This window comes from Neolewinella marina, assembly GCF_002631205.1.
In the GTDB taxonomy this organism is placed as follows: Bacteria; Bacteroidota; Bacteroidia; order Chitinophagales; family Saprospiraceae; genus Neolewinella; species Neolewinella marina.
The window spans coordinates 370,231-393,989 of the sequence record NZ_PDLO01000001.1; the positions used below are offsets into that span (position 1 = coordinate 370,231).

14 protein-coding genes are annotated in these 23,759 nt (G+C 61.2%); 4 read left to right on the forward strand and 10 right to left on the reverse strand.

Features of this window, described 5'->3' with window-relative positions; translation table 11 throughout:
- Positions 1 to 64: 64 nt before the first annotated feature.
- The gene (pgi, locus tag CGL56_RS01485) at positions 65 to 1,717 is read right to left on the reverse strand and encodes a glucose-6-phosphate isomerase (protein ID WP_099104728.1); all 1,653 of its coding nucleotides are present in this window, start codon (positions 1,715 to 1,717) and stop codon (positions 65 to 67) included.
- Positions 1,718 to 1,905: 188 nt separating this feature from the next.
- On the opposite strand from pgi, the gene CGL56_RS01490 reads away from it, so the two are divergent.
- On the forward strand, positions 1,906 to 3,246 hold the full coding sequence (locus CGL56_RS01490; protein WP_099104729.1) for a fasciclin domain-containing protein: 1,341 nt from the start codon (positions 1,906 to 1,908) through the stop codon (positions 3,244 to 3,246).
- Positions 3,247 to 3,601: 355 nt separating this feature from the next.
- Positions 3,602 to 6,484, forward strand: coding sequence for a WD40/YVTN/BNR-like repeat-containing protein (locus CGL56_RS01495; protein WP_099104730.1), 2,883 nt, complete (start codon positions 3,602 to 3,604; stop codon positions 6,482 to 6,484).
- A 72-nt stretch (positions 6,485 to 6,556) separates the two neighbouring features.
- On the opposite strand, the gene CGL56_RS01500 is transcribed toward CGL56_RS01495, so the two are convergent.
- The 4 genes from CGL56_RS01500 to CGL56_RS01515 form a co-directional block, all read right to left on the reverse strand.
- Positions 6,557 to 7,729: a zinc-dependent alcohol dehydrogenase gene (locus CGL56_RS01500; protein WP_099104731.1), complete on the reverse strand. Its 1,173-nt coding sequence runs from the start codon at positions 7,727 to 7,729 to the stop codon at positions 6,557 to 6,559.
- 108 nt (positions 7,730 to 7,837) lie between these two features.
- Positions 7,838 to 10,222 (reverse strand): BamA/TamA family outer membrane protein, encoded by a 2,385-nt coding sequence (locus tag CGL56_RS01505; protein ID WP_099104732.1) that lies wholly within the window; start codon positions 10,220 to 10,222, stop codon positions 7,838 to 7,840.
- A 1-nt stretch (position 10,223) separates the two neighbouring features.
- The gene (locus tag CGL56_RS01510; RefSeq protein ID WP_143470572.1) at positions 10,224 to 15,413 is read right to left on the reverse strand and encodes a translocation/assembly module TamB domain-containing protein; all 5,190 of its coding nucleotides are present in this window, start codon (positions 15,411 to 15,413) and stop codon (positions 10,224 to 10,226) included.
- A gap of 238 nt (positions 15,414 to 15,651) precedes the next feature.
- Positions 15,652 to 16,830, reverse strand: a complete 1,179-nt coding sequence (locus CGL56_RS01515) for a class I SAM-dependent rRNA methyltransferase (RefSeq protein ID WP_099104734.1) — start codon at positions 16,828 to 16,830, stop codon at positions 15,652 to 15,654.
- A gap of 307 nt (positions 16,831 to 17,137) precedes the next feature.
- Between CGL56_RS01515 and CGL56_RS01520 the strand changes: the two genes are divergently transcribed.
- Both CGL56_RS01520 and CGL56_RS01525 read left to right on the forward strand, forming a co-directional pair.
- Positions 17,138 to 18,091, forward strand: a complete 954-nt coding sequence (locus CGL56_RS01520) for a DUF4382 domain-containing protein (RefSeq protein WP_099104735.1) — start codon at positions 17,138 to 17,140, stop codon at positions 18,089 to 18,091.
- A 121-nt stretch (positions 18,092 to 18,212) separates the two neighbouring features.
- Positions 18,213 to 19,232: an NAD(P)/FAD-dependent oxidoreductase gene (locus tag CGL56_RS01525; protein WP_245851916.1), complete on the forward strand. Its 1,020-nt coding sequence runs from the start codon at positions 18,213 to 18,215 to the stop codon at positions 19,230 to 19,232.
- Here CGL56_RS01525 and CGL56_RS01530 read toward each other — a convergent pair whose 3' ends face one another.
- The 5 genes from CGL56_RS01530 to CGL56_RS01550 form a co-directional block, all read right to left on the reverse strand.
- Positions 19,233 to 20,657 (reverse strand): sodium:solute symporter family protein, encoded by a 1,425-nt coding sequence (locus tag CGL56_RS01530; protein ID WP_099104737.1) that lies wholly within the window; start codon positions 20,655 to 20,657, stop codon positions 19,233 to 19,235.
- 3 nt (positions 20,658 to 20,660) lie between these two features.
- Entirely contained in the window at positions 20,661 to 20,909 is a 249-nt protein-coding gene (locus CGL56_RS01535) for a hypothetical protein (RefSeq protein ID WP_099104738.1), read from the reverse strand.
- Between the two features lie 21 nt (positions 20,910 to 20,930).
- Positions 20,931 to 21,719: a 3-ketoacyl-ACP reductase gene (locus CGL56_RS01540; RefSeq protein WP_099104739.1), complete on the reverse strand. Its 789-nt coding sequence runs from the start codon at positions 21,717 to 21,719 to the stop codon at positions 20,931 to 20,933.
- Positions 21,716 to 22,840 carry a Gfo/Idh/MocA family protein gene (locus CGL56_RS01545; protein ID WP_099105493.1) on the reverse strand — a complete coding sequence of 375 codons (1,125 nt, stop codon included), beginning with the start codon at positions 22,838 to 22,840 and terminating at the stop codon, positions 21,716 to 21,718. The genes CGL56_RS01540 and CGL56_RS01545 overlap by 4 nt, the downstream gene beginning before the upstream one ends.
- A gap of 96 nt (positions 22,841 to 22,936) precedes the next feature.
- The gene (locus CGL56_RS01550; protein ID WP_099104740.1) at positions 22,937 to 23,758 is read right to left on the reverse strand and encodes a sugar phosphate isomerase/epimerase family protein; all 822 of its coding nucleotides are present in this window, start codon (positions 23,756 to 23,758) and stop codon (positions 22,937 to 22,939) included.
- Between the last annotated feature and the right edge of the window lies 1 nt (position 23,759).

Consider the following 23,759-nt stretch of genomic DNA (forward strand, 5'->3'; position numbering starts at 1 on the left):
AGGTCGCAAAAGTAGTCGCCCTACAGGGATATCCTACCCTGCGGCCCGAAACAAAAACGCTGGTTTACCGCCATTCCTTGTAGGCGTTGATGAGCCCGTTGGTGGAGCTGTCGTGGCTATTTACCGGGCCGTCTTCCTTCAGTTCGGGAAGGATGGCCTTGGCCAGTTGCTTGCCCAGCTCCACCCCCCACTGGTCGAAGCTGTAGATGTTCCAGATCACGCCCTGGACGAAGATCTTGTGCTCGTAGAGGGCGATCAATTGTCCGAGGGTGTAGGGGTTGATCTCCTTAACCAGGATGCTGTTCGTGGGCTGGTTGCCATCGAAGACCTTGAAGGGCACGAGGCGGGCGATCTCTTCGTCCGACTTTCCGTCGGCCCGCAGCTCCGCTTCCACTTCCGCGGCGCTCTTGCCGTTCATCAGGGCTTCGGTCTGGGCGAAGAAGTTGCTCAGCAGAATGGCGTGGTGGTCGCCCAGGGGATTGTGGGATACCGCGGGGGCAATGAAGTCGCAGGGAATGAGCCGCGTGCCCTGGTGGATGAGCTGGTAGAAGGCGTGCTGTCCGTTGGTGCCGGGCTCACCCCAGATGATGGGCCCGGTGTTGTAGTCCTCGATGGGGTTGCCGTCGCGGTCGACACTCTTACCGTTGCTCTCCATATTACCCTGCTGGAAGTAGGCCGGAAAGCGGTGGAGGTACTGATCGTAGGGCAGGATGGCCTCGGTTTCCGCATCCCAGAAGTTGGTGTACCAAATCCCAATTAGGGCCAACTTGGCCGGGAGGTTTTCCTCCAGGGGGGCGTGACGGAAGTGCTCGTCCATCGCGTGGAGGCCGTCCAGCAGCCGCTCGAAGTTGTCGAAGCCCACGGTGAGGGCGATGCTCATGCCGATGCTGCTCGAGAGGCTGTACCTCCCCCCTACCCAGTCCCAGAAGCCGAACATATTGGCTTCGTCGATGCCGAACTCCCGCACCCCCTCCGCATTGGTGCTCAGGGCCACGAAATGCTTGGCTACGTCCTCCTGCTTGCCGCCATTGTCGAGGAACCACTGCCGCGCGCTGCGGGCGTTGGTCATGGTTTCCTGGGTAGTAAAGGTTTTGGAGGCCACCAGGAAGAGGGTGGTTTCCGGGTCCACCTGCTTGAGGACCTCGGAGAGGTGGGTGCCGTCGATATTAGAGACGAAGTAGACTTCCCGCCCCTCGATCCAGTAGGGTTTGAGGGCTTCGGTGACCATCACCGGCCCCAGGTCCGACCCTCCGATACCGATGTTGACCACGGTGGTCAGGGGATTGCCGGAGTAGCCGAGGTGCTCGCCACGGTGGATGCGGCCGGCGAAGGCCTTCATGCGCTGCAGTACCTCGTTCACCTGGGGCATGACGTCCTCCCCATCGACCAGGATGGCCCGCTGATCGCGGTTGCGCAGGGCTACGTGCAGCACGGCCCGCTCCTCCGTCCCGTTGATGACCTCCCCGGTAAACATCTTTTCGGTGGCTTCCTTCACCCCGCATTCTTCGGCCAGCCGCAGCAGCAGGTCCAGGGTTTCCCGGGTGATGATGTTCTTGGAGTAGTCCACCAGAATATCCTCCACCCGCTGGCTGAATTGCTGGAAACGGTCCGGATCCTGGGCGAAGAGGTCCTTCATGTGCCGCTGCTGCATTTCGTGGGCGTGCATCTCGAGTTCTTTCCAACTGAGGGTTGCGGTGGGGTTGAGGGTACTGAGCATGGCGAAGCTTGATTTTTGGTCCAGGCATAGATACGGCTTGCCCCCCGAATTGTGCGCCTGGAAACGAAAGAACCGGGCTGGGCCCCCAAACCGATCCCGAACATCGCACTTCGGACCCTGTTCTATGCATACCAACACAGTGCATTACCCCAAGCACGCTTTTTATTTTTTGACAAAAAACCTTCAAGATGAAATCACTAATTTCCAGCGTACTGGCGCTGCTTATGGTGCTGGCCTTCACGCCCGCCAACCTGAGCGCCCAGACGACTCCCGAACAAACGGATATGGGTGAATCGGCCGAGATGACCGAGAACACCGTAGCCGCCCTCGTTACCGAAAACCAGGACCTCAGCACCCTGCTGGCCGCCATTGAGGCCGCCGAACTGACCTCCGCCCTGAGTGGTGAAGGAACCTTGACCGTTTTCGCCCCCACTAACGCCGCTTTTGAGCAACTGCCCGCCGGTGTACTCGAAGCCCTGCTTCGCCCTGAAAACAAGGACGCACTGGTCAACATCCTGAAATTCCACGTCGCCAGCAACCAGATGGCCTCCACCGACATCATGGACGGTATTGAAGGTTCCGCTGACGCGAGCCTCTCCGCCACCACCATGAACGGTGACCTTACCGTTACCTCCGAAGGAGGATCTGTCGTCATCAAGGACGCTACCGGCAACACCGCCACCGTACAGCAAGCTGACATCATGGCCAGCAACGGCGTCGTTCACATTATCGACCACGTACTGGTACCCGCCAACGTAGACGTGATGGCCCTGGCCGGTAACAGTGCCATGGGAATGGTGCAGGACCAGCAGGACGCCATGCGTTCCGACATGGGCGAAATGAAGGAGGACATGCAGGCCAAGAAGGACGCCATGGCTTCTGACATGAACAACATGAAAGAGGAAATGAAAGCTCACAAGGACGAAATGGCCGCCGACATGAAAGAAATGAAGGAGGACATGAAAGCCAACAATGACGAAATGGCCGCCGATATGCGGGACCGCAAGCCCGACTACAACAGCGGCGTTACCACCTCCGCCAACACCCGCGTTACCGCCAATACCGGTAGCATGGCCGACGGTACGATCGTCGACGTAGCTAAAGGCAACAACAATTTCAGCAGCCTCGTAAGCGCCCTGAAATCCGCCGAACTGGTGGACATCCTCAGCAGCAACGGTGAGTTCACCGTGTTTGCCCCCACCAACGATGCCTTTTCCGCCCTGCCCGACAGCGTTTCCTCTTCGTTGATGCAGGAGAGCAACAAGCAGCATCTGCAGCAGGTACTGACCTACCACGTTGTGGCTTCCAAGCTGACCGCCGCCGACCTGAAGAAGGCCATCGAGAAGAAGAAAGGGTTCTTCCGTATCCAGACCATGGGCGGAGGTAGCCTGATCGCTTCGGTCAACGCCGAAGGCAACGTGATTCTGACCGACGGCAACGGCGAGTTCGCCACCATTACCGATACCGATATTGAAGCCAGCAACGGCCTCATTCACGTAATCGACGGAGTACTGACCCCCCGTCAGTAACCCCTCCGACTACTTTGAGAAGTGGCGGTCATCCCCGGATGGCCGCCACTTTTTCATTTTTATCAGTCCCGGGACCAAACAATTGCACGGTCAAACACCATTATAGTAAAGTACTGGTCTATAACAAGATACACGCGACCCGCCCCGGCGGCGGGACGATCTAAGGAACGGGCCTTTGCGCTTATTTTCGAGGGACTGCCTGCTTTGACTTTTTAGGCATGAGAGAGACGCCGTGAACATTTTCCGTCGCGCAGGAAGTTTTATCCCCGGAAAAATTGGGTGCGGGGGTTCCGTTCCGCTTTTTTGACCATTGCCCGCACTGCGCTTACCTTGGGGGATTCACAAAATCCGCCCAATGCGCCCACGCCCACCACTATTACTCTGCCTTTTTTTACTGTTCCTTGGCACCTGCGTACGCGCCCAGACCCCTACCCCGGCCGCGGAACGACAGGAAGGCTACGAGCAGCGCCTTACCCTGCAGGAAGGATCGCCCCTCGGCGGCCTGCCCTTCACCAACATCGGCCCCTCGATCATGAGCGGGCGGGTGACTGACCTGGCGGTGGATCCCCAGGACCCCACCCACTTCTACGTAGCCTACGCCAGCGGCGGCCTCTGGGAGACCCACGACAACGGCAGCACCTTTGAGCCCCTCTTCCAGCAGGAGGCCGTGATGACCATCGGCGACATCGACGTTCACTGGCCCTCCGGAACCCTCTACGTGGGCACGGGGGAAGTCAACAGCAGCCGCAGTTCCTACGCCGGCAATGGCGTCTACCGCTCGCGCGACGGGGGAAAGACCTGGACCCACCTGGGACTGGACGAGAGCCACCACATCGGTCGCGTGATCGTAGACCAGCAAAACCCCGATCGCCTGTGGGTAGCCGCCCTCGGTCACCTGTACGGCCCGAACCCCGAGCGGGGCGTCTATCTGACCCAAAACGGCGGACGCAGTTGGGAACACACCCTTTTCGTGAACGACAGCACCGGCGTGGTCGACCTGGTACGTGATCCGCGGAAACCGAATCACCTCTTCGCCGCATCCTGGCAACGGGACCGCAAGGCCTGGGACTTCGTGGAAAGCGGTCCGGGCTCCGGCATCCACTTCAGCAAGGATGGGGGCAAGACCTGGTCGTCCATCACTCCGGACGGTGCCGGCTTCCCCACCGGTCAGGGGGTAGGCCGCATCGGGCTGGCCGTGAGCTACGACCGCAACGGCCGCCGCCACATCTACGCCAGCCTCGACAACTACTTCCTCCGCGAAGCGGAAGCCCCGGATTCTACCACTCTGACCAAGAACCAACTGCGCAACATGCCGAAGGAGGATCTCCTGCGGCTGGAAACCTACCTGCTGGAGGATTTCCTGCGCAGCAATGGCTTCCCGCGGGAGCTGGACGCCAAAGCCGTGCGGGAAAAGGTTGAAAAGGGGGACCTGTCTCCCCTCCAGCTCGTGCAGTACCTGGAAGACGCCAACAGTACCCTTTTCGACACGCCGGTGAAGGGATTCGAGCTCTACCGAACCACCACGGACGGCAAACGCTGGGAACGGACCCACGAAGACTACCTCGACGACGTTTACTATAGTTACGGTTACTACTTCGGCGCCCTGGCCGTGCACCCCGAAGATCCCCAAACCGTCTACGCCATGGGCGTACCAATCATCAAATCCACCGACGGGGGTAAAACCTGGGCCGGAGCCAACGGCGACAACGTCCACGCCGACCACCACGTGCTCTGGATCAACCCGAGCCAGCCCGACCACCTCATCAACGGCAACGACGGCGGCGTCAACATCAGCTACAACGGCGGTAAAACCTGGCTGAAGGCCAACGTACCGCCCGTGGGGCAGTACTACGCCGTGGCCGTCGACAACCACCCCGACGGCTACCGCGTCTACGGTGGCCTTCAGGACAACGGCACCTGGCGCGGACCTCACGACTACGAGGCGAGCACCGACTGGCACCAGGACGGCAAGTACCCCTACGAAGCCCTCTTCGGCGGCGATGGCATGCAGGTTGAGGTAGACCCCCGCGACAACGAGACGGCCTACGTTGGCTTCCAGTTCGGCAACTACTACCGCATCAACCCCAAGGCTGGTACCCGCACCTACATCACCCCCAAGCATGAGCTGGGGCAGCGCCCCTACCGCTGGAACTGGCAAACGCCCATTCTGATCAGCCCCCACCAGCCCGATATCTTCTACATGGGCTCCAACCACTTCCACCGCAGTTTTGACCGGGGGGACAACTTCACCACCCTGGGTCCCGACCTCACCCGCGGCGGGCGGGCCGGTGACGTGGTCTACGGAACGCTGACCACCATTGATGAGTCGCCCTTACGCTTCGGCCTTCTCTACGTGGGCAGCGACGACGGGCTGGTGCACCGCAGCATGGACGGCGGCCAGAACTGGGAACGGCTGAATGGATTCGCCGACAGCCTCTGGGTCGCCAGGGTGGATGCTTCCCACGCCGACGAAGCCGTGGTCTACCTGGGCCTCAATGGCTACCGTGACGACAACTTCAACAGCTACGTGTACCGCAGCACGGACTACGGCAACAACTGGACCCGCATCGGCACCGACCTGCCCGCGGAACCCGTTAACGTCATCAAGGAAGACCCCCTGAATCCCGCCCTGCTGTACGTCGGCACCGACCACGGCCTTTACGTCAGTATGGACACCGGACAGACCTTCACCGCCGCTCCCCACCTCCCGGCGGTTGCCGTCCACGACGTCGTCGTACAAACCCAGGCCAAGGACCTCATCGTCGGCACCCACGGTCGCAGCCTCTACCGCGGCAGCGTGGCCCTGCTGCAGCAGATCGCCGGTCAGGCCTCCCCCACCCTCACCCTGGCGGCGGTGGAAGACCAGCGCTACTCTCCCCGCTACGGCTCCGCCAGCTGGTTCACCGACGACACCACGCCAGAAGTAAACCTGCAGGTGTACAGTCCGGGCGCGGACGCGGGTGCCACGATCACCATTAAAGCCAAGGATGGCCTGGTGTTAACCCGCAAGTCCGTTACCCTGGATCGGGGCTTCAACAGACTGACTTACGACCTCAGCTTTGACGCTGACCGCGCCTCCGACCTGGAGGACATGCTAAATGCCGACCGCAAGGAAGAGCAGAAGCCCGCCCAGGTAAAAGCCGCGGACAACGGCGTGTACTACCTCCGACCGGGCAGCTACACCCTCGTCGTGGAAGCCAACGGGGAAACGGCGGAGACGCCCCTCACCGTGAAGTAACCACGCCATGGCCACCAAAGAAAACAGCCCCCACGGAGTCCGTGGGGGCTGTTTCACTTTCCGGAAACTAGGTCAGGGTTTCAGGATGACCTTTATGCAGCCGTCCTCCTTGTCCCGGAATTTCTTGTACATCTCCGGCGCGTTTTCCAGGGGCTCGGTGTGGGTGATCAGGAAACTCGGGTCGATTTCTCCGCGCTGAATTTTGTTGAGCAGGGGTTGCATATAGCGCTGTACGTGGGTTTGCCCCATCTTGAACGTCAGTCCCTTGTTCATGGCCGGCCCCATAGGGATGGTGGCCATTGATCCGTAGACGCCCGGGATGGACAGGGTACCGCCCTTGCGACAGGCCATGATGGCCTGCTGCAGGACGTAGGGGCGGTCGGATTGCAGGTGGGCCGTCTGCTTGAGGCTGTCGGCCGCCGCGGTGACCATGTTGCTGGCGTGGGACTCCGCGCCTACGGCATCGATGCAGCGGTCGGGGCCCCGTCCGCCCGTCATTTCATTGAGGAGTTCCACCACGTCGTCCACTTCCGAAAAGTCGATGGTCTCCACCTTGCAGTGATCGCGGGCCATCTGCAGCCGCTCGGGCACCTGGTCGATGGCGATCACGCGGCCGGCCCCCATCATCCACGCGCTCTTCATAGTGAACAGCCCCACGGGCCCACAGCCCCAGATGGCTACCGTATCCCCCTTTTCGATCTGGGCGTGCTCGGCGGCCATGTAGCCGGTGGGGAAAATGTCGGAGAGGAACAGCACCTTTTCGTCCGGCAGGTCACTTTCAATCTTGATGGTGCCCAAATCGGCGTAGGGTACCCTCAGGTATTCGGCCTGACCGCCGGGGATGCCCCCCAGCAGGTGGGAATAGCCATACACCCCGGCCGGGGAATGGCCCATGGCCTTGATGGCGTTCTCCGGCTTGGGATTCGAGTTGTCGCACATCGAATACAGTTCCTGTTCGCAGAACCAGCAGTGGCCACAGGAGATGGTAAAGGACACCACCACGCGGTCTCCCTTCTTGATGTTCTTGACGGCCGACCCGACTTCCTCCACGATCCCCATCGGTTCGTGGCCGATGATGTCACCGGCCTTCATCATGGCAATGAAGCCGTCAAAGAGGTGGAGGTCCGAGCCGCAGATGGCGGTAGAGGTGACGCGGATGATGGCGTCGGTGGGCTGCTCGATACGGGGGTCCGGGTGGGTGTCAACGCGCACGTCACCCTGCCCGTGATAGGTCAATGCTCTCATTGGGTAAGTTTCCTACTAAAGCACCGCGATCCCTCCACTGGTTCGGCTGCAAGCCTTGTTAGCAAAACTATACTTGGCTACAACCCCACACCCCAAAACTACTGCTGCCTAGAAAGGATAGCCGAAGGCCACTACCAGCCGCAGACTGCGGTCGACGGGATCGCCCACGAACTCCTGGGGGATTTGGAATTCCGCCACCGTATCCTCGTAAGGAACCTGGAAGGGCTTGGCCAGGTCAAGCCGGAAGATGAGGAAGGTCAGGTCGAAACGGAACCCGATGCCGTAGTTCATGGCCAGCTCCTTCAGGAAAGCTTCCTGACGGAAATCGGTGTCCAGGGGTTCAGCCTCCGTTTTGTAAGTCCAAATGTTTCCCGCATCCACGAAGGCGGCCAATTCGATCAGTGGAGTGACGCGGTGGCGGTACTCCAGGCTGGTTTCCAGGAGCAGGTTGCCGTAGCCCCCCAGGGTCAGCAGGTTGTTGTTCTTCGGGGCGGTGCGGCCCGGCCCCAGCTGGCGGGGCGCGAAACCCCTCAGGCTGTTCGGCCCGCCGATGGTGTAGAGGTCGAAGTAGGGTACGATGGCCCGGTCGGAGATCGGGTACGCCACGCCCCCGTGCAACCGCATGGCCAGTTGTGAATTCGGCGTGAGGTAGTGATAGTAGCGCAGGTCCGACTCCACCTGAGGATAGAGGCTCTGGATGGGGTCTCCCCGCAGCAGGTCTTCGCCCAGGGGGAAGATGTTGTTCAGGTTCATGGACAGGTACTGCCGCCAGAAGAAGTTGTGGCGGTCCTCGCCGTCAAGGCGGGTATCGTAGGTGAAGGTGTAGTTCGGTGAGAACACGATCATCCGGTCAAAGCGGCTGGCCGAGGTAGCCCCGCTGTTGTCGGTGCTGTTGAGGCCCAGGTTGTTGGCCAGGCGAAGCACTCCCTCATTGCTCACCACGGGGTCCTGGAGACGGACCGACAGGGGGTATAGCACATGGGTCTTCTTGATGCGGCGCTGCCAGGTATAGCCGTACTGGGCGCGAATCTGCAGGAGGCTAACGCTCTCCGAGGCTTCGGGGTCGGCCTCCACCAGTTGCTGGAGGTCAAAAAGGTTGAAATCCGCGATCTCCTGGGAGAATCTACCGAGCATCAGCTGGAGTCGTTCCATCTTGGCGCCGAGGGAGATGATGGTGCCGCTGGTCATAACGCGGGGCAGCAGTTTGCGGCGTTTGGGCAGCCACAGCCGGGGCACGTTCAGCGTGGCCGACAGTCCGTAAATCCCGGAGCGGGGAACGCGGATGTCCTCGGTATTGCCGAGGAAGACGACGTAGCTGAAGTCGCCCTCGATCTTGAGCAACTCGGCGCCCCGGAGCAGGTTGCGGTTGGTATAGGCCAGGCGCACGTTTGGTCCGATGTAGCGGGCACTGTTGTAGGTGAGTCCGAATTCCCCCTCGATCCGCCGCCGGGGCAGGGGTTCCATGTAGGCGTTCAGGATCAGGGTAGAATCCGAGCCGGGCACCTCCTCGTAATCGAGGCTGATGTAGCGGAAGGTATTGTAACTGGCCAGGCGGCGCAGCGTCTTGCGGTGGCGCTCGGGGTCGTACAGCAATCCTTCTTCCACCGCAAAGCCCTCATCCAGGATTTTCGGCCGCAGCGGACAGTCGGCACAGCGGATCGTGAGGCCACCTTCCTGGTACACCGGCAGCCGGTCGCGCCGGGTGGAATCGGATAAGCCGATGTTCGGGTAAACATTGACGTCGACGATCCGCTGCGGCTTCAGGTGTTCCGCCGGCACGTCGCTTTTGAGCTTGGCCAGCATCTTCACCTGGCGGTCGCCCTGTACGGTATCCGCCAGGAAAAGGAAGTCATTGGCATTGGCGTAGAAGTAGCCCTCTTTCTTCAGCGCTTCCTGCCACCGCTGCCTTTCCGCCTTGATCACATCCAGGTCGTAGCGGTCGCCTGGCGTCAACAGGCTACCCTCCTCCATCCCGTCGAGCACCCGGGCTACGCTGGTATCGCTCCAATAACGCTGTACCGTATCCAGGGTATAGGGGGCTCCCACGGTTACGCGATAGTCAACCACGACCTCCCGCTTGTCGGCAATCGTATCGACGGTGAAACTGGCGTCGTGCTCAAAGTAGCCGTTATTGGCCGCGCGGTTCTGCAGCAGGTTGGTGAGTTCTTCCGCGACATTTTCGTCGTAGAAAATGGGTTCTTCCCCCTTGATCTCATCGGGATCATCGGCGTACTTCTCAGGCTTTTTCCGCTTCTTCTCCTCGAATTTGTAGTACCGCCAGATGTTACGATAACCGATCAGGGGAATTTTCTGGTTCGTGTTCTGGTTCAGGGTGGCGACCAGTTCGGTTTCCAGTTGGGTCACGTCGACGGTGTCGGGGGCCACCACTTCCACGGAAGCGCCGCGGTAGAGATATTCTCCGGGGGGCAGGAAGCGGGTCACGTTGCAACCCGTTGCCGTAATGACGATCAGTAGGAGGACAAGTCGGCCCATCTTATTGGTTGTTTTTTTCCGGTTTCCAGAACCAGCGGTCGAACTCCTTGCTGAAGGTGAGCCGGCCACCGTAGCGCAGTACGTTGCCGCCGATGAGTACGTCACGGTCGCGATCGTTGAAGAACTTCAGCCGGAAGGTGCCGTCGGCGTCGATCAGGTATTCCGCGGTGATGTTGTCGAGATAGGTCTGGGAGGTGCCGGCCAGTTCGTCGGCGTCATTGCCCGCCACACCGTCCACGCTGATCACCACCCGGTCGTCGAAGAGGGTTTTGCGCAGGCTCACCCGCAGGTTGGTGTTGGTGGTGCCATCGGTATCCTGGTAGCTGTCGAGCCCGAAATCGAGGTCGACGAAGCCTACATACTGATCCGCCAGGTTATTCAGGTAGCCCCCCAGGGCGCTGTTCAGGGTAGTATTGGCCAGGCTGGTGCCGTCTCCCCCACCCTGGTCGATCAGGGGGATGTTGAAGCCGCCGAAGGCGAGCAGCTGGAAGGCAGTAGTGGTGAGCCGGCTGTCGTCCTGCCGCAGGGTCGACAGAGCATCTTCCACCGAGCTCAGCCCCAGGTTGCCGTAGGCATCTTCGGGGTAGACCACGTCGGTGGTCAGGTTGCTGGACTGCATATCCCCCGTCAGCCCGATGACCACGTAGAAGGTCTGCTTGCGCCGCAAGGAGGCCACGTCCGAAGTCGTACCGCTCATCGCTTCCACCAGGGGCTGGGGGGTGGTCTGTACCTCATGGCGGATGGTCAGGTCGAGAATGGGGTTCTCGATTGGCCCGTTGAATACGACGTTGCTTCCCGGTACGATGGTGAACTTCTTGTTGATGACCTGGTAGACGAAGTCGTAGGTTCCCTGCACGAGTTCTACCCGCCCGGTGGCCTCCTGGCTGCCGTCGGGGAAGATCTTCAGCGTCAGGTTACCGTCTGCCCGCCCGGTAAAGGTCTGTCCGGTGACGGGGTCGACCACCACCGTCACGCGGAGGTTGGGCTGGACGTCCAGGTTGAGGGTCATATCCAGGCCGGTGCGGGCTACCGCGATGCTGTCGTTCAGCACGAGGGTATCGCGGCGCAGGATGTCCGACCACTGGTATTCCTCCTCGAATTCTACGATCCCTTCCACGTCGACCAGTCCCTGGCTGGCCACGGTGTAGACGTAGGTGATGTCCGAACCTTCATTGGTAGTGGCGTCGACTTCAATGACGGGCAGGGTGGCCGTTCCCCCGATCTTTACCCGGGCGTCCACCGACATGAAGCCGTAGTAGTCCGGATTATCATCCTTGGTGGAATTGATGGCCGTAAAGTCCTCTGCGGTGACCAGCATATTCAGGCGGATGTCGTCGAAGCCATTGACGGTAATGTTACCGTTGAGCTCCGCATCGTTCCCGTTGCTGTCGTAGATGTTCAGCCCGTTGGAGAAGGTGATGCGCTGGTCTTCAAAGATGATGGGGTTATCCCCGAGGCGGAAGCGCTCCCCGAGGAGGCTGATGATCAAACTCGCCTCCTCAAAGGAGAAGCGGCCGTCCATGACGGGGTTCTCCAGGGTGCCGGTGAGCGCCAACTGTCCTTCCAGGTAGCCTTCCGTATCCTGGAGATAGCCCAGGCTGAAGGGCTCGGCGCTCTTCAGTTGCAGGGCATTCACGTCCATCAGGAGGTTCATCGGCCCGTTCAGTTCGTAGGTACCCGTTACTTCGAGGTCGTTGCCTGCATCGGTCAGGCCAATGTCCAGGTTATAGACCTGTTCGTTCGTGGAAGTCACTTCGGCGGTCACGTCGCCCAGCAACGTGCCGGTCCAGGCCAGGCTGTCGATGGTCAGGTCGGTACGTATACCCAGATTCGTCAGGGCGTTGTCCAGGCCCACGGTACCGTTCAGGGTTCCGGCGGCGGTCTCCTCTTCGGAGAAGATCAGCCGGCTCGGCGTACGCAGGTTAAAGTCGTTGAAGGTAATTACGACGTCATTTGGCTCCTGCGTTTGCGCCCTCAGGGACTGCCTCCCGTGGCGCAGGGCCAGGTTGTTGACCAGCAGCACCGTATCGTAGAGTACGATCTCGTTATCAGACGGTACCGTCCACGTCTCGAAGTTGAGGATCTGTTCCTCCTCCAGGCTTACCATGAGGGTATCGCCGGACTGATCGATATAGGTGCCCAGGTAGTGCCGCAGGCTGTCTTCCGCCGTATAGAGTTTCAGCTCGACGAGCAGGCGGTTGTCGACGGTTTCCCCGCTGATTACGGTGCGGCCCAGTTCCAGGTTGCCGTTCACGTTGATGTCGGCCCAGTCGGCGTTGAAGTTCATGGAAGCGGTATCGCCGATGGCCTTCATGTGGAGGCTGCGGGCCTCCAGACCGGCGTACTCGATTTCCGCCACGTCGAGGTTAAACAGGAGTTCGGGAGATGCGTCCCGGTACAACAGAGAAAGCTTGACGGGAGAAAGCTGGGTAAGCCCCGGCACCAGTCCGCTAGTAAGTACCTGCGGACGCTTCAGTTGGAAGGCTACGTCCACCCGGTTGCCATCCTCCACCGGATCGGGTTGCCGCAGGCTTTCGTCCCAGTAAGCGAGGATAAACTGCACCATCTTCTCAGGGGTCTTCAGCGGATCGAAGTAGCCGAGCACCTCCGCATCCATTACGTCGGAACGGACGTAAATCTGGTTGTCCCAGTCGTGCATGGCCGCGGTCAGCAGGAAGCTGTCTACGAAGCTGCTGCCGTCTTCTCCCCGCAGGACAAAGTCATCCAGCCGGACAAAGGCGTCCAGGTCATAGGGATCAATGCCTTCCGTACGGGCCACCAGTTGGCCGGACACTTCCAGGGGGACCTCGGTCAGGTCCCACTTCTGCAATTCAATCCTTTCCACGTCCACGATGGCCTCCGCGAACACGGTGCTGTCGGCATTGATGATGTAACGCGCACTGCCGCCCGCCATAAAGTCGGGGTGAAGGAGGTCAAACTCTGCCGAGTAGCGGCTGTCGGTCACCAGGGCGGTCAGGTCCAGCAAGGAGTCTCCACCGTTCTGGGCTACATAGGCGTCGATGGCCAGGTTCATGGAGGGCTCCAGTTGTCCGACTACTTCGGCCTGCACGTCCAGAGGCCCCAGCCCAAGCGTAAGCAGGGTATCCCTCAGCGGGCCGGTGAAGAGGTCCGGAATGTTGACGTTGGTCAGATTGGCCTGGACGTTCAGGTTTTCGGGGTTGTAGCGTCCCCGCAGGTTCCAGTCGCCGTTCGAGGTTTCCAGTGGCACGTCGAAGGTCAGGTCCGTGAGCGAACCGGAGATGCTGGCGTTGCGGACACGCAGGCTAGGCAGGTTGAGGTTGGCCGGCAGGAGGCTGTCCGGAAGTATGGTCCGAACGTCTGCGATATTGATGCCGAGGTCGCTTACTTCCAGGTTAAGGGCCAGGTTGTCAGGGTCGGTGGCGTTGCGGATGTTGCCGTTGATGCGGGCATAGGTGCTGTCGCCGGGCAGGTTCAGGCGCAGGTTGACGTCAAGGTTTTCCAGGGGGCCGGACACTGACCCGCTGCCCCGTACGTAGTTGGGCAAGGTGTAGTCCGCCGGTATCGTGCCCGGGGGTACGTAGGCCAGGATGGTGGCCCGGGTAGCCAGCAGGGTGTCGAGGCGCACGTTGAGCCGGGTACGCGGGTAGGTGGTTACCCCGTTGATCACGCCACTGGTACGTACGCGGCTGTTCAGCCCGCTGCCGAATACGCGGTTTTCCAAGGCATAGAGGTCCAGTTCCAATCGCTCATTTGCGTAGCTGGCCCGGCCTTCAGCCACGATGCGCTGGGGCCAGTCGATGCCCGGGGGCAAAGTTCCCTGAGGCAACAGCGGCAGCAGTGGACCCGGCACCAGGCTGAATTCCCGCAGCAGCAGTTCTCCGCCGGCACGTTGGGGGTCCAGGATGTTCGTAGCCCGCCCGCTGGCGCGCACCCTGATGCCGGGACCATCCAACTGGATCTGGCCAATGTTCATACTGGCTACGGTACCAGTGGCTTGCAGGCTGAAGGTCAAGTCTTGCCCAAGGTTTCCTCGAATCACCGATTCACTCGCCAATTCCGGGGCCAGCAGGGCGATATCGCGCAGCCCCAGGTGTCCTTCGACCCGGGAGCGGGCGACCAGTTCTTCGAGGTCAGCAGCGGCAAAATCGTAATCGATGGCGGTGTCCTCGCTGCGCAGCTCACTGTGTGCCGTGCGCAACAGGAAGTCGGTCAGCCCCAGGAAGGTCGGAGAATACACGATCGTCCCTTCGGTACGCTGCAGTTCCAGACCGCTCTTTTCCCTGCCCTGCAGTTGGCGCAAGCGCAGGTGCAATGAATCCACGATATAGCTGATGTCGGTGGCCTCCGCTTCCACCTCGGTCAGGGCCAGGTGATTGTAGTCGATCCCCGGCCCCTCCAATTCCGGTAACGGTGTATCCATAGTGAGGGAGAAATCGCGGATTTGGAATAACTCCCCGCGGAATGCGATGGAGTCCCCGACCATCAGGTCCGCACCCTCCAGGTTAACGTAGGGTAAATCCGTGGCCAGGTCCAGACTATCCATCCCGAACCGGAAGGCACTTTCCGAAACCGTAATTCTACCGGCCTGCAGGGCCATGGGTGCCGTTTCGGTAGCGGTGGTATCTACGGGGGTGGTGCTCTCCCCCATGGTAATGGCGGCGTCGGCTCCTTCCAGTTCCAGGTAATCCAGGGCGAACTCCATGGTATTAAGGTCCGCTTCGGCGATCTCCCCTTCCAGCCTCCGGGCGGTCACGTCCGCCAGGATACCCATGGGGTCGTCCTGGTAATAGATGTCGGCGTTGGTCAGGCTGAGGTCGGCACCGTTCAGGTCGATCAGCCAGCCGCCGGAGGTAGCGGCGACGGAGTCGGCCTGCGGACTGTTCTCCAGGGCCAGGGTATCCACCTGGGGCAGGAAAGCATCGAGCAGGAACTGAATGTTAGAGGTGGAATCGGTCGTAACGATGTTGGCGTAGACGTCGTCGATCCGGATTTCATTGATGTCGACGGTGGAGCGGATCAGGGCCCACATGTCCAGCCCGACACCCAGGTAGCCCAGCCGGGCGATAGTATCCCCTTCGGGGTTGTTGACGTAGACCCGTTCGACTTCCAGTCGGTTGGGAAATTCCAGCGAGAGGTCGCCGATACCCACATCCGAGCCCAGGGTCGACCGGGCGATTTTTTCCACCTCCTGCGTAATGCGGCTTTGCACAAACGGCAGCTGAATAAGGAGAAAAACCAGCACCAGCAGTCCGAGCACCGATGCTACCAGCCAGAATATGAAACGTCCTATTTTTTTACCGATGCTTGCAGCCAATTGGGGTATACTTGATCCAGTCGTATTGATAGCTTAACGGCTGGTCAAAATGGGTGTTCGTTCCAATTGAAAATGCTGTTTTTCCGGCATTTTACCTCCAAAAGCCCACCATAATTATCCTATGGTCAGCGGACTAGTCGACCTGCACCACCAGCCCTTTCAGGTAGTCCCCTTCGGGGTGAAAGAGGCTGACGGGATGGTCGGCCCCTTGGGCGAGCCGGTGGAGAACCCTTGCGGTACGACCGGATTCCAGTCCGGCGGCCACGATGGTATCCTGGAACAGCTGGCGGTCCACCACCCGGCTGCAGCTAAAGGTGAACAGCAGGCCTCCGGGGCGCAGGGCGGCCATGGCCCGGGCATTGAGGCGCTTGTAGGCCTGCACGGCCTTGTGGCGCCGGTGTTTGTTCTTGGCGTAGGCGGGCGGATCGACGACCACGATATCGTAGGATCCGGCCGGAACCGTTTTCAGGTACTCCAGCACGTCGGCCGTATGTACGGCGTGGCGATCACTGAACTCGCCGTTGTGGGCCACGTTGGCCGTGGTCAGCTCATTGGCGCGGGCACTCAGGTCCACACTGTCCACCCGCGCCGCGCCGCCCAGCAGGGCGTAAACGGAAAACCCGCCGGTGTAGGCGAAGGTGTTCAGTACCCGTTGGTCGCGGGCGTAGCTGCCCAACAACCACCGGTTATCGCGCTGGTCCAGGAAGAACCCTGTCTTTTGTCCTTCGGCGATGTCCACCTCAAAGCGGCGCCCGTTCTCCAGCGCGATCAGGCGGTCGATGGATGCACCGGCGAGGGTTCCGTCCTTTGTTTCACGTCCGTAGCGTTCGGGCAGGACGGCGGAACTTTTATCGTAGACCGAATCGATGCCCTCCACGGTCAGCAGCGCCTCGGCGATCCGGTCGCGCTGCCGGTGCATGCCGATGCTGTGGCACTGTACCACGGCCACCGACCCGTAGCGGTCCACGATCAGGCCCGGCAGTCCGTCGCCGGCGGCGTGGATCAGGCGGTAGGCGTTGGTTAGGCTATCGCCCGCCAAACCAAGTTGGGTCCTCAGGGCCAGAGCTGCGGCCAGCTTGCGGTCGATTAGGTCCTCGGCGTAATCCTCCGCCCCGAACTGCAGCATGCGGACGCGAATGCTACCGGCTTGGTAGTGACCATATCCCAGTACGGCCCCACCGTGGTCGGCCACCCGAACGAGATCGCCTTCCTCCAATCCTTCATCCTGGCGGGCGATGGCACCGGAGAACACCCAGGGGCTATAACGTTGGAGGGCGCCTTCGCGCCCTTTGTGAAGGGTAATGGTATGCATGGCAGGGGGAGATTGTGGCCGGCGAAGGTAGGGTAAAGCGACCTTCCCGGTTGCCGTCATAAATTTCAGCTTCACATACTACCGGCCCGGGCGGCCCGTTAGTAGGGAAACAAACCAACCCGTTTCGGCCGGCCCGTTGCACCCGTCGCCCCTCCGAAACCCAGTCAAAGCCTTCCGTTTGGCGAAGCTTTGCCCCCCTCAACACGCAATTACTGTTCCTATATAGCAGATCGACCTAACCCATTACCCCGTTTCATTTCGGCGTTCCTCACCCTTGCGTGGGAGCGTTCGACTAAAACATTACCTTATGAAATTCTCTCTTGTTTCCACCCGCTTGCTGGTGGCTTTAACCCTCATGTTCTTTGCTTTCAGCTGCTCCGAAGACGACCCCGCTACCCCCGCCGGCGAAGGCAACGGTGACTTCTCCGTAGAGATGACCGATGCCCCCATCGATGACGCCCAGGTGAAAGCGGTCTTCGTAACCGTTTCCGACATTCGCGTCGACGGACAATCCGTGGAGGGCTTCAACAGCACCACCGTGGAAATCTCTGCCCTGACCAACGGCAATACCGAGACCCTTTACGACGGACAACTCGCCGCTGACTCCTACTCCAAACTGGAAATCGTACTGGAAGACGGCGCCAACGCCGTGAACGGTGGCCCCGGCTGCTACGTCCTCAACCAGGACAACGAGAAGATTGCCCTGGAAGTAGCCAACGATGGCGTACTTACCGTACAGAACTCCGACTTCACCCTGAGTGAGAGCGGTTCGGTCGCCGCCGTGGTCGACTTCGACCTGCGCAAGGCCCTGGTCCGTACCGACAACGAGGCCAAGCCCTACCGCTTCGCCGCCGAAAGCCGCCTGGAAAACTCCCTGCGCTTCGTGACCAAGGACCGCAGCGGTACCATCACCGGTACCATCAACGACGAGAGCAACCAGAACGGTGAGATCGTCGTCTACGCTTACGCCAAAGGCACCTACTCCGACAGCGAGGCCCAGGGCAGCAGCGACGATGAGCTCTTCCTCAACGCCGTAAGCAGCACCACCGTCAACGGCAACATGGAGTACACCCTGGCCTTCCTCGAAGAAGGACAGTACGAGCTGGTAGCCGCTTCCTACAAGGACACCGACAACGACGGCGAGGTAGAAATGCGGGGCACCTTCGAGCTCTCCACCCTGACCAACCTCGACCTCGCGGGCATTGCCGTAACCGGAAACAGCACCACCACGGCCGACTTTACGATCAAGCTGATCTTCTAGTCCACCCGTTGGAATACCTTTACGCAGCCCCCGCCGGTTCTTCCGGCGGGGGCTGCTTCGTTTATACAATCACATCGCCATCGACTACCTCATCGTCGGTCAGGGACTGGCCGGCACCCTCATCGGTTACCGCCTCGAGCAATCCGGCCACCGGGTCACCTACGTCGACGCCCCGGAGCAAACGGCCGCCAGCAGCGTGGCCGCCGGCATCGTCAATCCGATCACCGGCCGCCGCTTCGTGAAAAGCTGGCGCATCGATGAGTTGCTGCCCGCCGCCCGCCAACTGTATCGCGATCTCGAACGGCAACTGGATACACCGATCTGGCAGGAGATTCCCCTGGTCCGTACCCTCTTCAACCGTGGCGACGAGAACGACTGGCTCGCCCGCGGGGGGGATCCGGCGTACGCCGATTACCTGATCGATCAGCCCGACCTTGGTAGTATCCCCCAAATTACCCGACCGGCCTACGCCTACGCCGGGGTCGGACACAGCGCGAGGGTCAACCTGGCTGGAATGGTAGGTGCCTTCCGCCGCCAACGACTGGCGACCAGACAACTGATCGCCGCCCCCCTGGACTATTCCGCCATTAGCCCGGAACCGGATACCCCCCCGCGGGTAACCCTGCCCGGAGGATCCGTAGCCCGTAGTTTCGACCGGGTCATTTTTTGCGAGGGCTGGCGCGCCCGGTTCAACCCATGGTTCGGCCAACTGCCCCACGGCGGCACGAAGGGTGAGGTACTCATCGTAAGACTGGACTCCCCTCCCCTGGACCGACTGTTCAAGCACCGGGTGTTCCTGGTACCCCTCGGCGACGGCACTTACTGGGTAGGCGCTACCAGCAGCAACTCCTTTCCCGATGACCGGCCGACCCCCGCGAACCGGACCTACCTCGAGGACCGGCTGCGGGAAGTAATGACCGTTCCCTTCGAGGTCGTAGATCACCGCGCGGCGGTGCGCCCCACGGTTCGCGACCGGCGGCCCATGATCGGGGCTCACCCTGCCATTCCTTCCTTCTACCTCTTCAACGGACTGGGCACCAAGGGTGCCTCCCTTGCTCCCCTGGTCAGCGCCTGGCTCGCCGATCACCTTGACCACGGTGCCCCCCTGCCCGCTGAGGTGGACGTTCGACGGTTCTTTTAATCAGCTGTGTGCGGGTTCCCGCTCCCCACCCGTTCGGCCCAGCAGCACGATGATGATTGCGGCAATTCCGAGGGAAAGGAGCAACAGGAGGTCCAGCCGCAATGGGCCAACGGTTTCCGGCACCCACCCCAGCAAGGAAGCGATGAACAGCAGGATACCCGCCAGGGTGATCAGGGGCAGGGCGCGGCCGCCGGTTCCCGGTGACGCGAAAATGGCCGTGAAGATGAGGGGCGCCAGCAAGGAAGTTCCGGCGAAGCTGGTGCGGGCCAGCAACGCCAGCTGGTCGCTGCTCACGATGCTGAAACCCAGGGCCAACAGGGCGAAGGCGCCGATGCCGATCTTGGTGATCCGCAGCAATCGCTCGTCGTCCTCAATCGTCAGGATGGACCGCAATTCGGTGCCCAGGGCAAATATCTGGGAGTCGGCCGTGGAAATCGCCGCCGCCAGCAAGCCGATAATCACGAAGGCGGCCAGCGTAGCCGGCTGGTCGCGGATCAGGGCCTGCCCGAGAAATTCAAAGGCACTCAGTTCGGGGTAGCGCAACGACCCGTACAGGCCGATGAAGGCCGTAGGCAAGATTACCAGTATGGCAAAGGTGCCTACCCCAACCGCCATGCGGTACATCGACCGGTCGTCCTTCATGATGGCCAGGCGAATGCTCACCTGCGGCTGGGTGAACGGAATCATCAGGATGGCCACCGCCGACCCGATCAGGAACTGGGGGGTGAACAGCCCCCGGGGCCCCGGCACCGTCAGCAGGGCCGAATCCTGTTCTTGCAGCTGGGCGTAACCGGCCTCCAGCCCGCCTACCTCACTCAGGCAGCTCAGTCCCACAATCCAGATGACGACGAGGAGGACCAAACCCTGCATGGCGTCATTGTACACGATCGCCTTAAGTCCGCCCAACTCACTGTACAGCAGCATGATGGCCACCAGCATCACCGACCACCCCCAGATCGGCATGAGGTCGGGAAACGCCTGGGCAACAAAGTCCGATACACCTTTAATCTGTATCGCCACGTAGGGGATCAGAAAAACGAAGACACCGAAAAAGGCCACGCCCCCCGCCAGACGGTTCCCGTAGCGGCGGTTCAGGAACCCGGCCATGCCCCAGTATCCCTCCCGCAGGGCTACCCTGCGGAAGTGGTAACCGATCCAGATCACCCCGAAAATGAGGGCCATGTCACTGACGGCCAGAAAGGTCCACGCCCCTACCCCGTGCACCCGGAAGAAGTCCGGCATACCCAGCAGGGTGAAGGTGCTGAAGAGGGTGGCGGCGAAGGTGAACAATCCCAGGATACTCCCGAGACTTCCGCCCGCCAGCAGGTAGGATTTGCTGTCCGTCGGCCCGCGGCGCTGCCACAATGACACGCCTACCAGAAGGATGACGTATATGGTTCCTACAATGATCAGGGCCTGCAGCATGGGTTAATCGACTTGGGGGTGATTGTCCTTCCATTCTCCTTCCCGTCCGGGGTGGACCAGGGTGGCCAGGTAGGTCAGGATGACCATCACCAGGCAGAGCAGAATGCCCGCCCAAAGGGTGTAGGGAAGACCGAAAAGCGACGGACCGAGGGTGGCGGTCGGCAAGAAGACCGGTGTGAAGGCCAGAATCATCAGGATGGTGGCCAGGCTACAGCACAGGCGCCAGTACAGTCTGCGTTTTCGGGAATGCATGAGATGAAATTTTTGTGAGGGTTAAAGTCTGGGGACGGTGAGCCCCCCGTCGATCATGATCACCTGTCCCGGGGAATAGGGAAAGTCGCCCCGCACCAGCGCCGCGACGGCCCGGCCCACATCCTCGGCGGTTCCCCACCGGGGCTGTAGGGTGAGCCCGCCGGCAATCAGGCGGTCATACTTTTCGCTTACGGCACTCGTCATATCGGTCTGGATTATGCCCGGGCGTAGCTCGTAGACCACGATGCCCTCCCGCGCCAGGCGGGTGGCAAACAACTGGGTCATCATTCCCATGCCGGACTTTGAGATGCAGTATTCGCCGCGCTGTTCACTGACCAGGGTAGCCGATACCGAGCCAACGTTGATGATGCAGGCCGCATAATCCGGGTCATCCTGCCGCCGGTCCACCATGCGGGCCGCAATGGCCTGGCTGAGAAAGAACGGCCCTTTCAGGTTGATGTCCATCACCCGGTCGTAGCTCTCCTCCGTCATCTCCAGCAGGTCGCTGCGCTGGCGTGGGGCCACGCCGGCGTTGTTGACGAGGACGTTGAGGTGGCCAAACCTGCGGTAAAGTTCGTCCACGATGCGCTGCCGGTGGCCGGCGTCACCGATGTTGCCCGGCAGGTAGCAAACTTCCTGCGGCGTCAGGGCGCGGAGTTCGGCGAGCACCTCCCCCACTTCCGACTCAGGCCGTACCCCGTTGATGGCGACGGCGTAGCCCTCGGTGGCGAGTTGGCGGGCGATGCCAAGGCCAATGCCCCGGCTGCCACCGGTGACGAAGGCGGTTTTTACCGTTGTCTCAACGCTCATACCGACAGCTTTTCCACCTTGAGCATGCACCGCTCTTCCCAGCTTTTCAGTCCCAGTTCGGCCAGCTGCACCCCCTTGGCCCCCTCCAGCAGGTCATTGGGGAAGGGCAGGTCTTCCACCACGTGGCGCAGGAACAGTTCCCACTGCACCTTGAAGGCGTTCTGGTACTCTTCCTGGGCCGGCACCTGGGACCAGTCGTCGTAGAAGTCGATGGGTTGGGGCACGTCGGGGTTCCAGACCGGCTTGGGGGTATTGCCGTAATGCTGGATGTGGCATTCGCGCAGTCCGGCCACCGCGGAGCCCCGGGAACCATCAACCTGGATGGTCAGCAGGTCGTCGCGGCGCACGCGGGTGACCCAGCTGGAGTTGAACTGGGCCACCACCCCACCCTCGAGTTCGAAGATGGCGTAGGCGGCATCGTCGGCGGTCGCCGCGTAGGGTTTCCCCATTTCGTCGATGCGCTCGGGGATGTGGGTCGCGCCCAGGCAGAAGACGCTTTCTACCTTGCCGAAGAGGTTATCCAGCACGTAACGCCAGTGGCAGAGCATATCTACCATGATGCCGCCGTCGTCCTCCTTGCGGTAATTCCAGCTCGGGCGCTGGGCGGGGATGGAGGTTCCTTCGAATACCCAGTAACCGAAGTCTCCCCGGACGCTCAGGATCTCCCCGAAAAAGCCGGATTCCATGAGCCGCTTCAGCTTGCGCATGCCGGGCAGCCACAGTTTGTCCTGCACTACTCCGTGCTTCACGCCCGCCTCCCGGGCCAGACGGTATAGCTCGAGGGCTTCCTCGGTGGTCGTGCCCGTGGGCTTCTCGCAGTAGACGTGCTTCCCGGCGGCAATGGCCCGCTTCACGGCGGCGTAGCGGCGCCCGGTAATCTGGGCGTCGAAGTAAATTTCGTAGAAGTCATCCTGCAGCACCTCATCCAGGGAGGTGGTCATCCGCTCGATGCCCGTGCGCTCGCACAGGGCGCGCAGCTTCTCGGGGTTGCGTCCTACCAGGATGGGTTCCGGATAGATGTAGCCGCCGTCGGCCAGGGGGACGCCCCCCTGCTCCCGGATGGCGACGATGGAGCGGAGCAGGTGCTGGTTGGTGCCCATGCGGCCGGTGACGCCGTTCATGATGATGCCGACGGTGCGGCGGTTGTCCGGTTGCGCCGGGGCGGAGATTACGGGTGAAGATTGGTTCACAAGGGTAGATTTTGGGTAATGTGTCGATTAACTGTGCTGGCGATAGGCCGCCAGAATGCGTTGGAGGAATTCATCCTGGTCCGAAGCCCAGTACGCGTTGGAGAATATTTCCACTTCGTGGAGGCCGGTGAAGCCGGTGTCCTCCACCCAGCCGCGAATCCGGGGCACGTCAATGCACCCCTCGCCCATCAGCCCGCGATCGAGGAGCATGTCCGAGGTAGGCACTTTCCAGTCGCAGATGTGGAAGGCATACAGGTTGTCGTTCGCGCCGCAGCGGCGGATTTCCTCCTCCAGCTGGTCGTCCCACCAGAGGTGGTAGACGTCCACGGCGATGCCGACCTGTTCGTGACCGATGGCTTCGGCCACGCGGTTGGCCTGCCCCAGGGTATTGATGGCCGAGCGGGTATCGGCGTACATCGGGTGTAAGGGCTCAATGGCCATCTTCACCCCGCAACCGGCGGCGTGGTCGATGAGTGATTCAATGCCGGCCTGGATCTGGTGGCGGCTTTCGGTCAGGGACTGCCGGGGCTCGGCGCCACAGACCAGTACGAGGAGGGGTGCGCCCAGGGAAGCGGCCTCGTCCAGCAACCGGCGGTTGTCGTCCAGGGCCCGCTGCCGGGCTTCGCGGCTGTGGTGGGGAAAGAATCCCCCCCGGACGTAGCTGACCACTTCCAGGGGGGAAGCCTCAAGCAGTTGTCGGGCGCGCTGGAAGCCAATAGCCTCGGCGGCGTCCTGCCAGACGCTGATGCCACCGATTCCCGCGGCGGAGAATTTGTCGATGGCCACGTCCAGGGGCCAGGGTTTGGTCGTGATGCTGTGGATGCACAGCCGGGAAAGATCCGTAGGCATA

Coding starts and splice junctions, on each gene's coding strand:
- CGL56_RS01490 (WP_099104729.1), top strand. CDS start 1,906: ATGAAATCACTAATTTCCAGCGTACTGGCGCTGCTTATGGTGCTGGCC.
- pgi (WP_099104728.1), bottom strand. CDS start 1,717: ATGCTCAGTACCCTCAACCCCACCGCAACCCTCAGTTGGAAAGAACTC.
- CGL56_RS01550 (WP_099104740.1), bottom strand. CDS start 23,758: ATGCCTACGGATCTTTCCCGGCTGTGCATCCACAGCATCACGACCAAA.
- CGL56_RS01530 (WP_099104737.1), bottom strand. CDS start 20,657: ATGCTGCAGGCCCTGATCATTGTAGGAACCATATACGTCATCCTTCTG.
- CGL56_RS01520 (WP_099104735.1), top strand. CDS start 17,138: ATGAAATTCTCTCTTGTTTCCACCCGCTTGCTGGTGGCTTTAACCCTC.
- CGL56_RS01540 (WP_099104739.1), bottom strand. CDS start 21,719: ATGAGCGTTGAGACAACGGTAAAAACCGCCTTCGTCACCGGTGGCAGC.
- CGL56_RS01515 (WP_099104734.1), bottom strand. CDS start 16,830: ATGCATACCATTACCCTTCACAAAGGGCGCGAAGGCGCCCTCCAACGT.
- CGL56_RS01535 (WP_099104738.1), bottom strand. CDS start 20,909: ATGCATTCCCGAAAACGCAGACTGTACTGGCGCCTGTGCTGTAGCCTG.
- CGL56_RS01495 (WP_099104730.1), top strand. CDS start 3,602: ATGCGCCCACGCCCACCACTATTACTCTGCCTTTTTTTACTGTTCCTT.
- CGL56_RS01545 (WP_099105493.1), bottom strand. CDS start 22,840: ATGAACGGCGTCACCGGCCGCATGGGCACCAACCAGCACCTGCTCCGC.
- CGL56_RS01505 (WP_099104732.1), bottom strand. CDS start 10,222: ATGGGCCGACTTGTCCTCCTACTGATCGTCATTACGGCAACGGGTTGC.
- CGL56_RS01500 (WP_099104731.1), bottom strand. CDS start 7,729: ATGAGAGCATTGACCTATCACGGGCAGGGTGACGTGCGCGTTGACACC.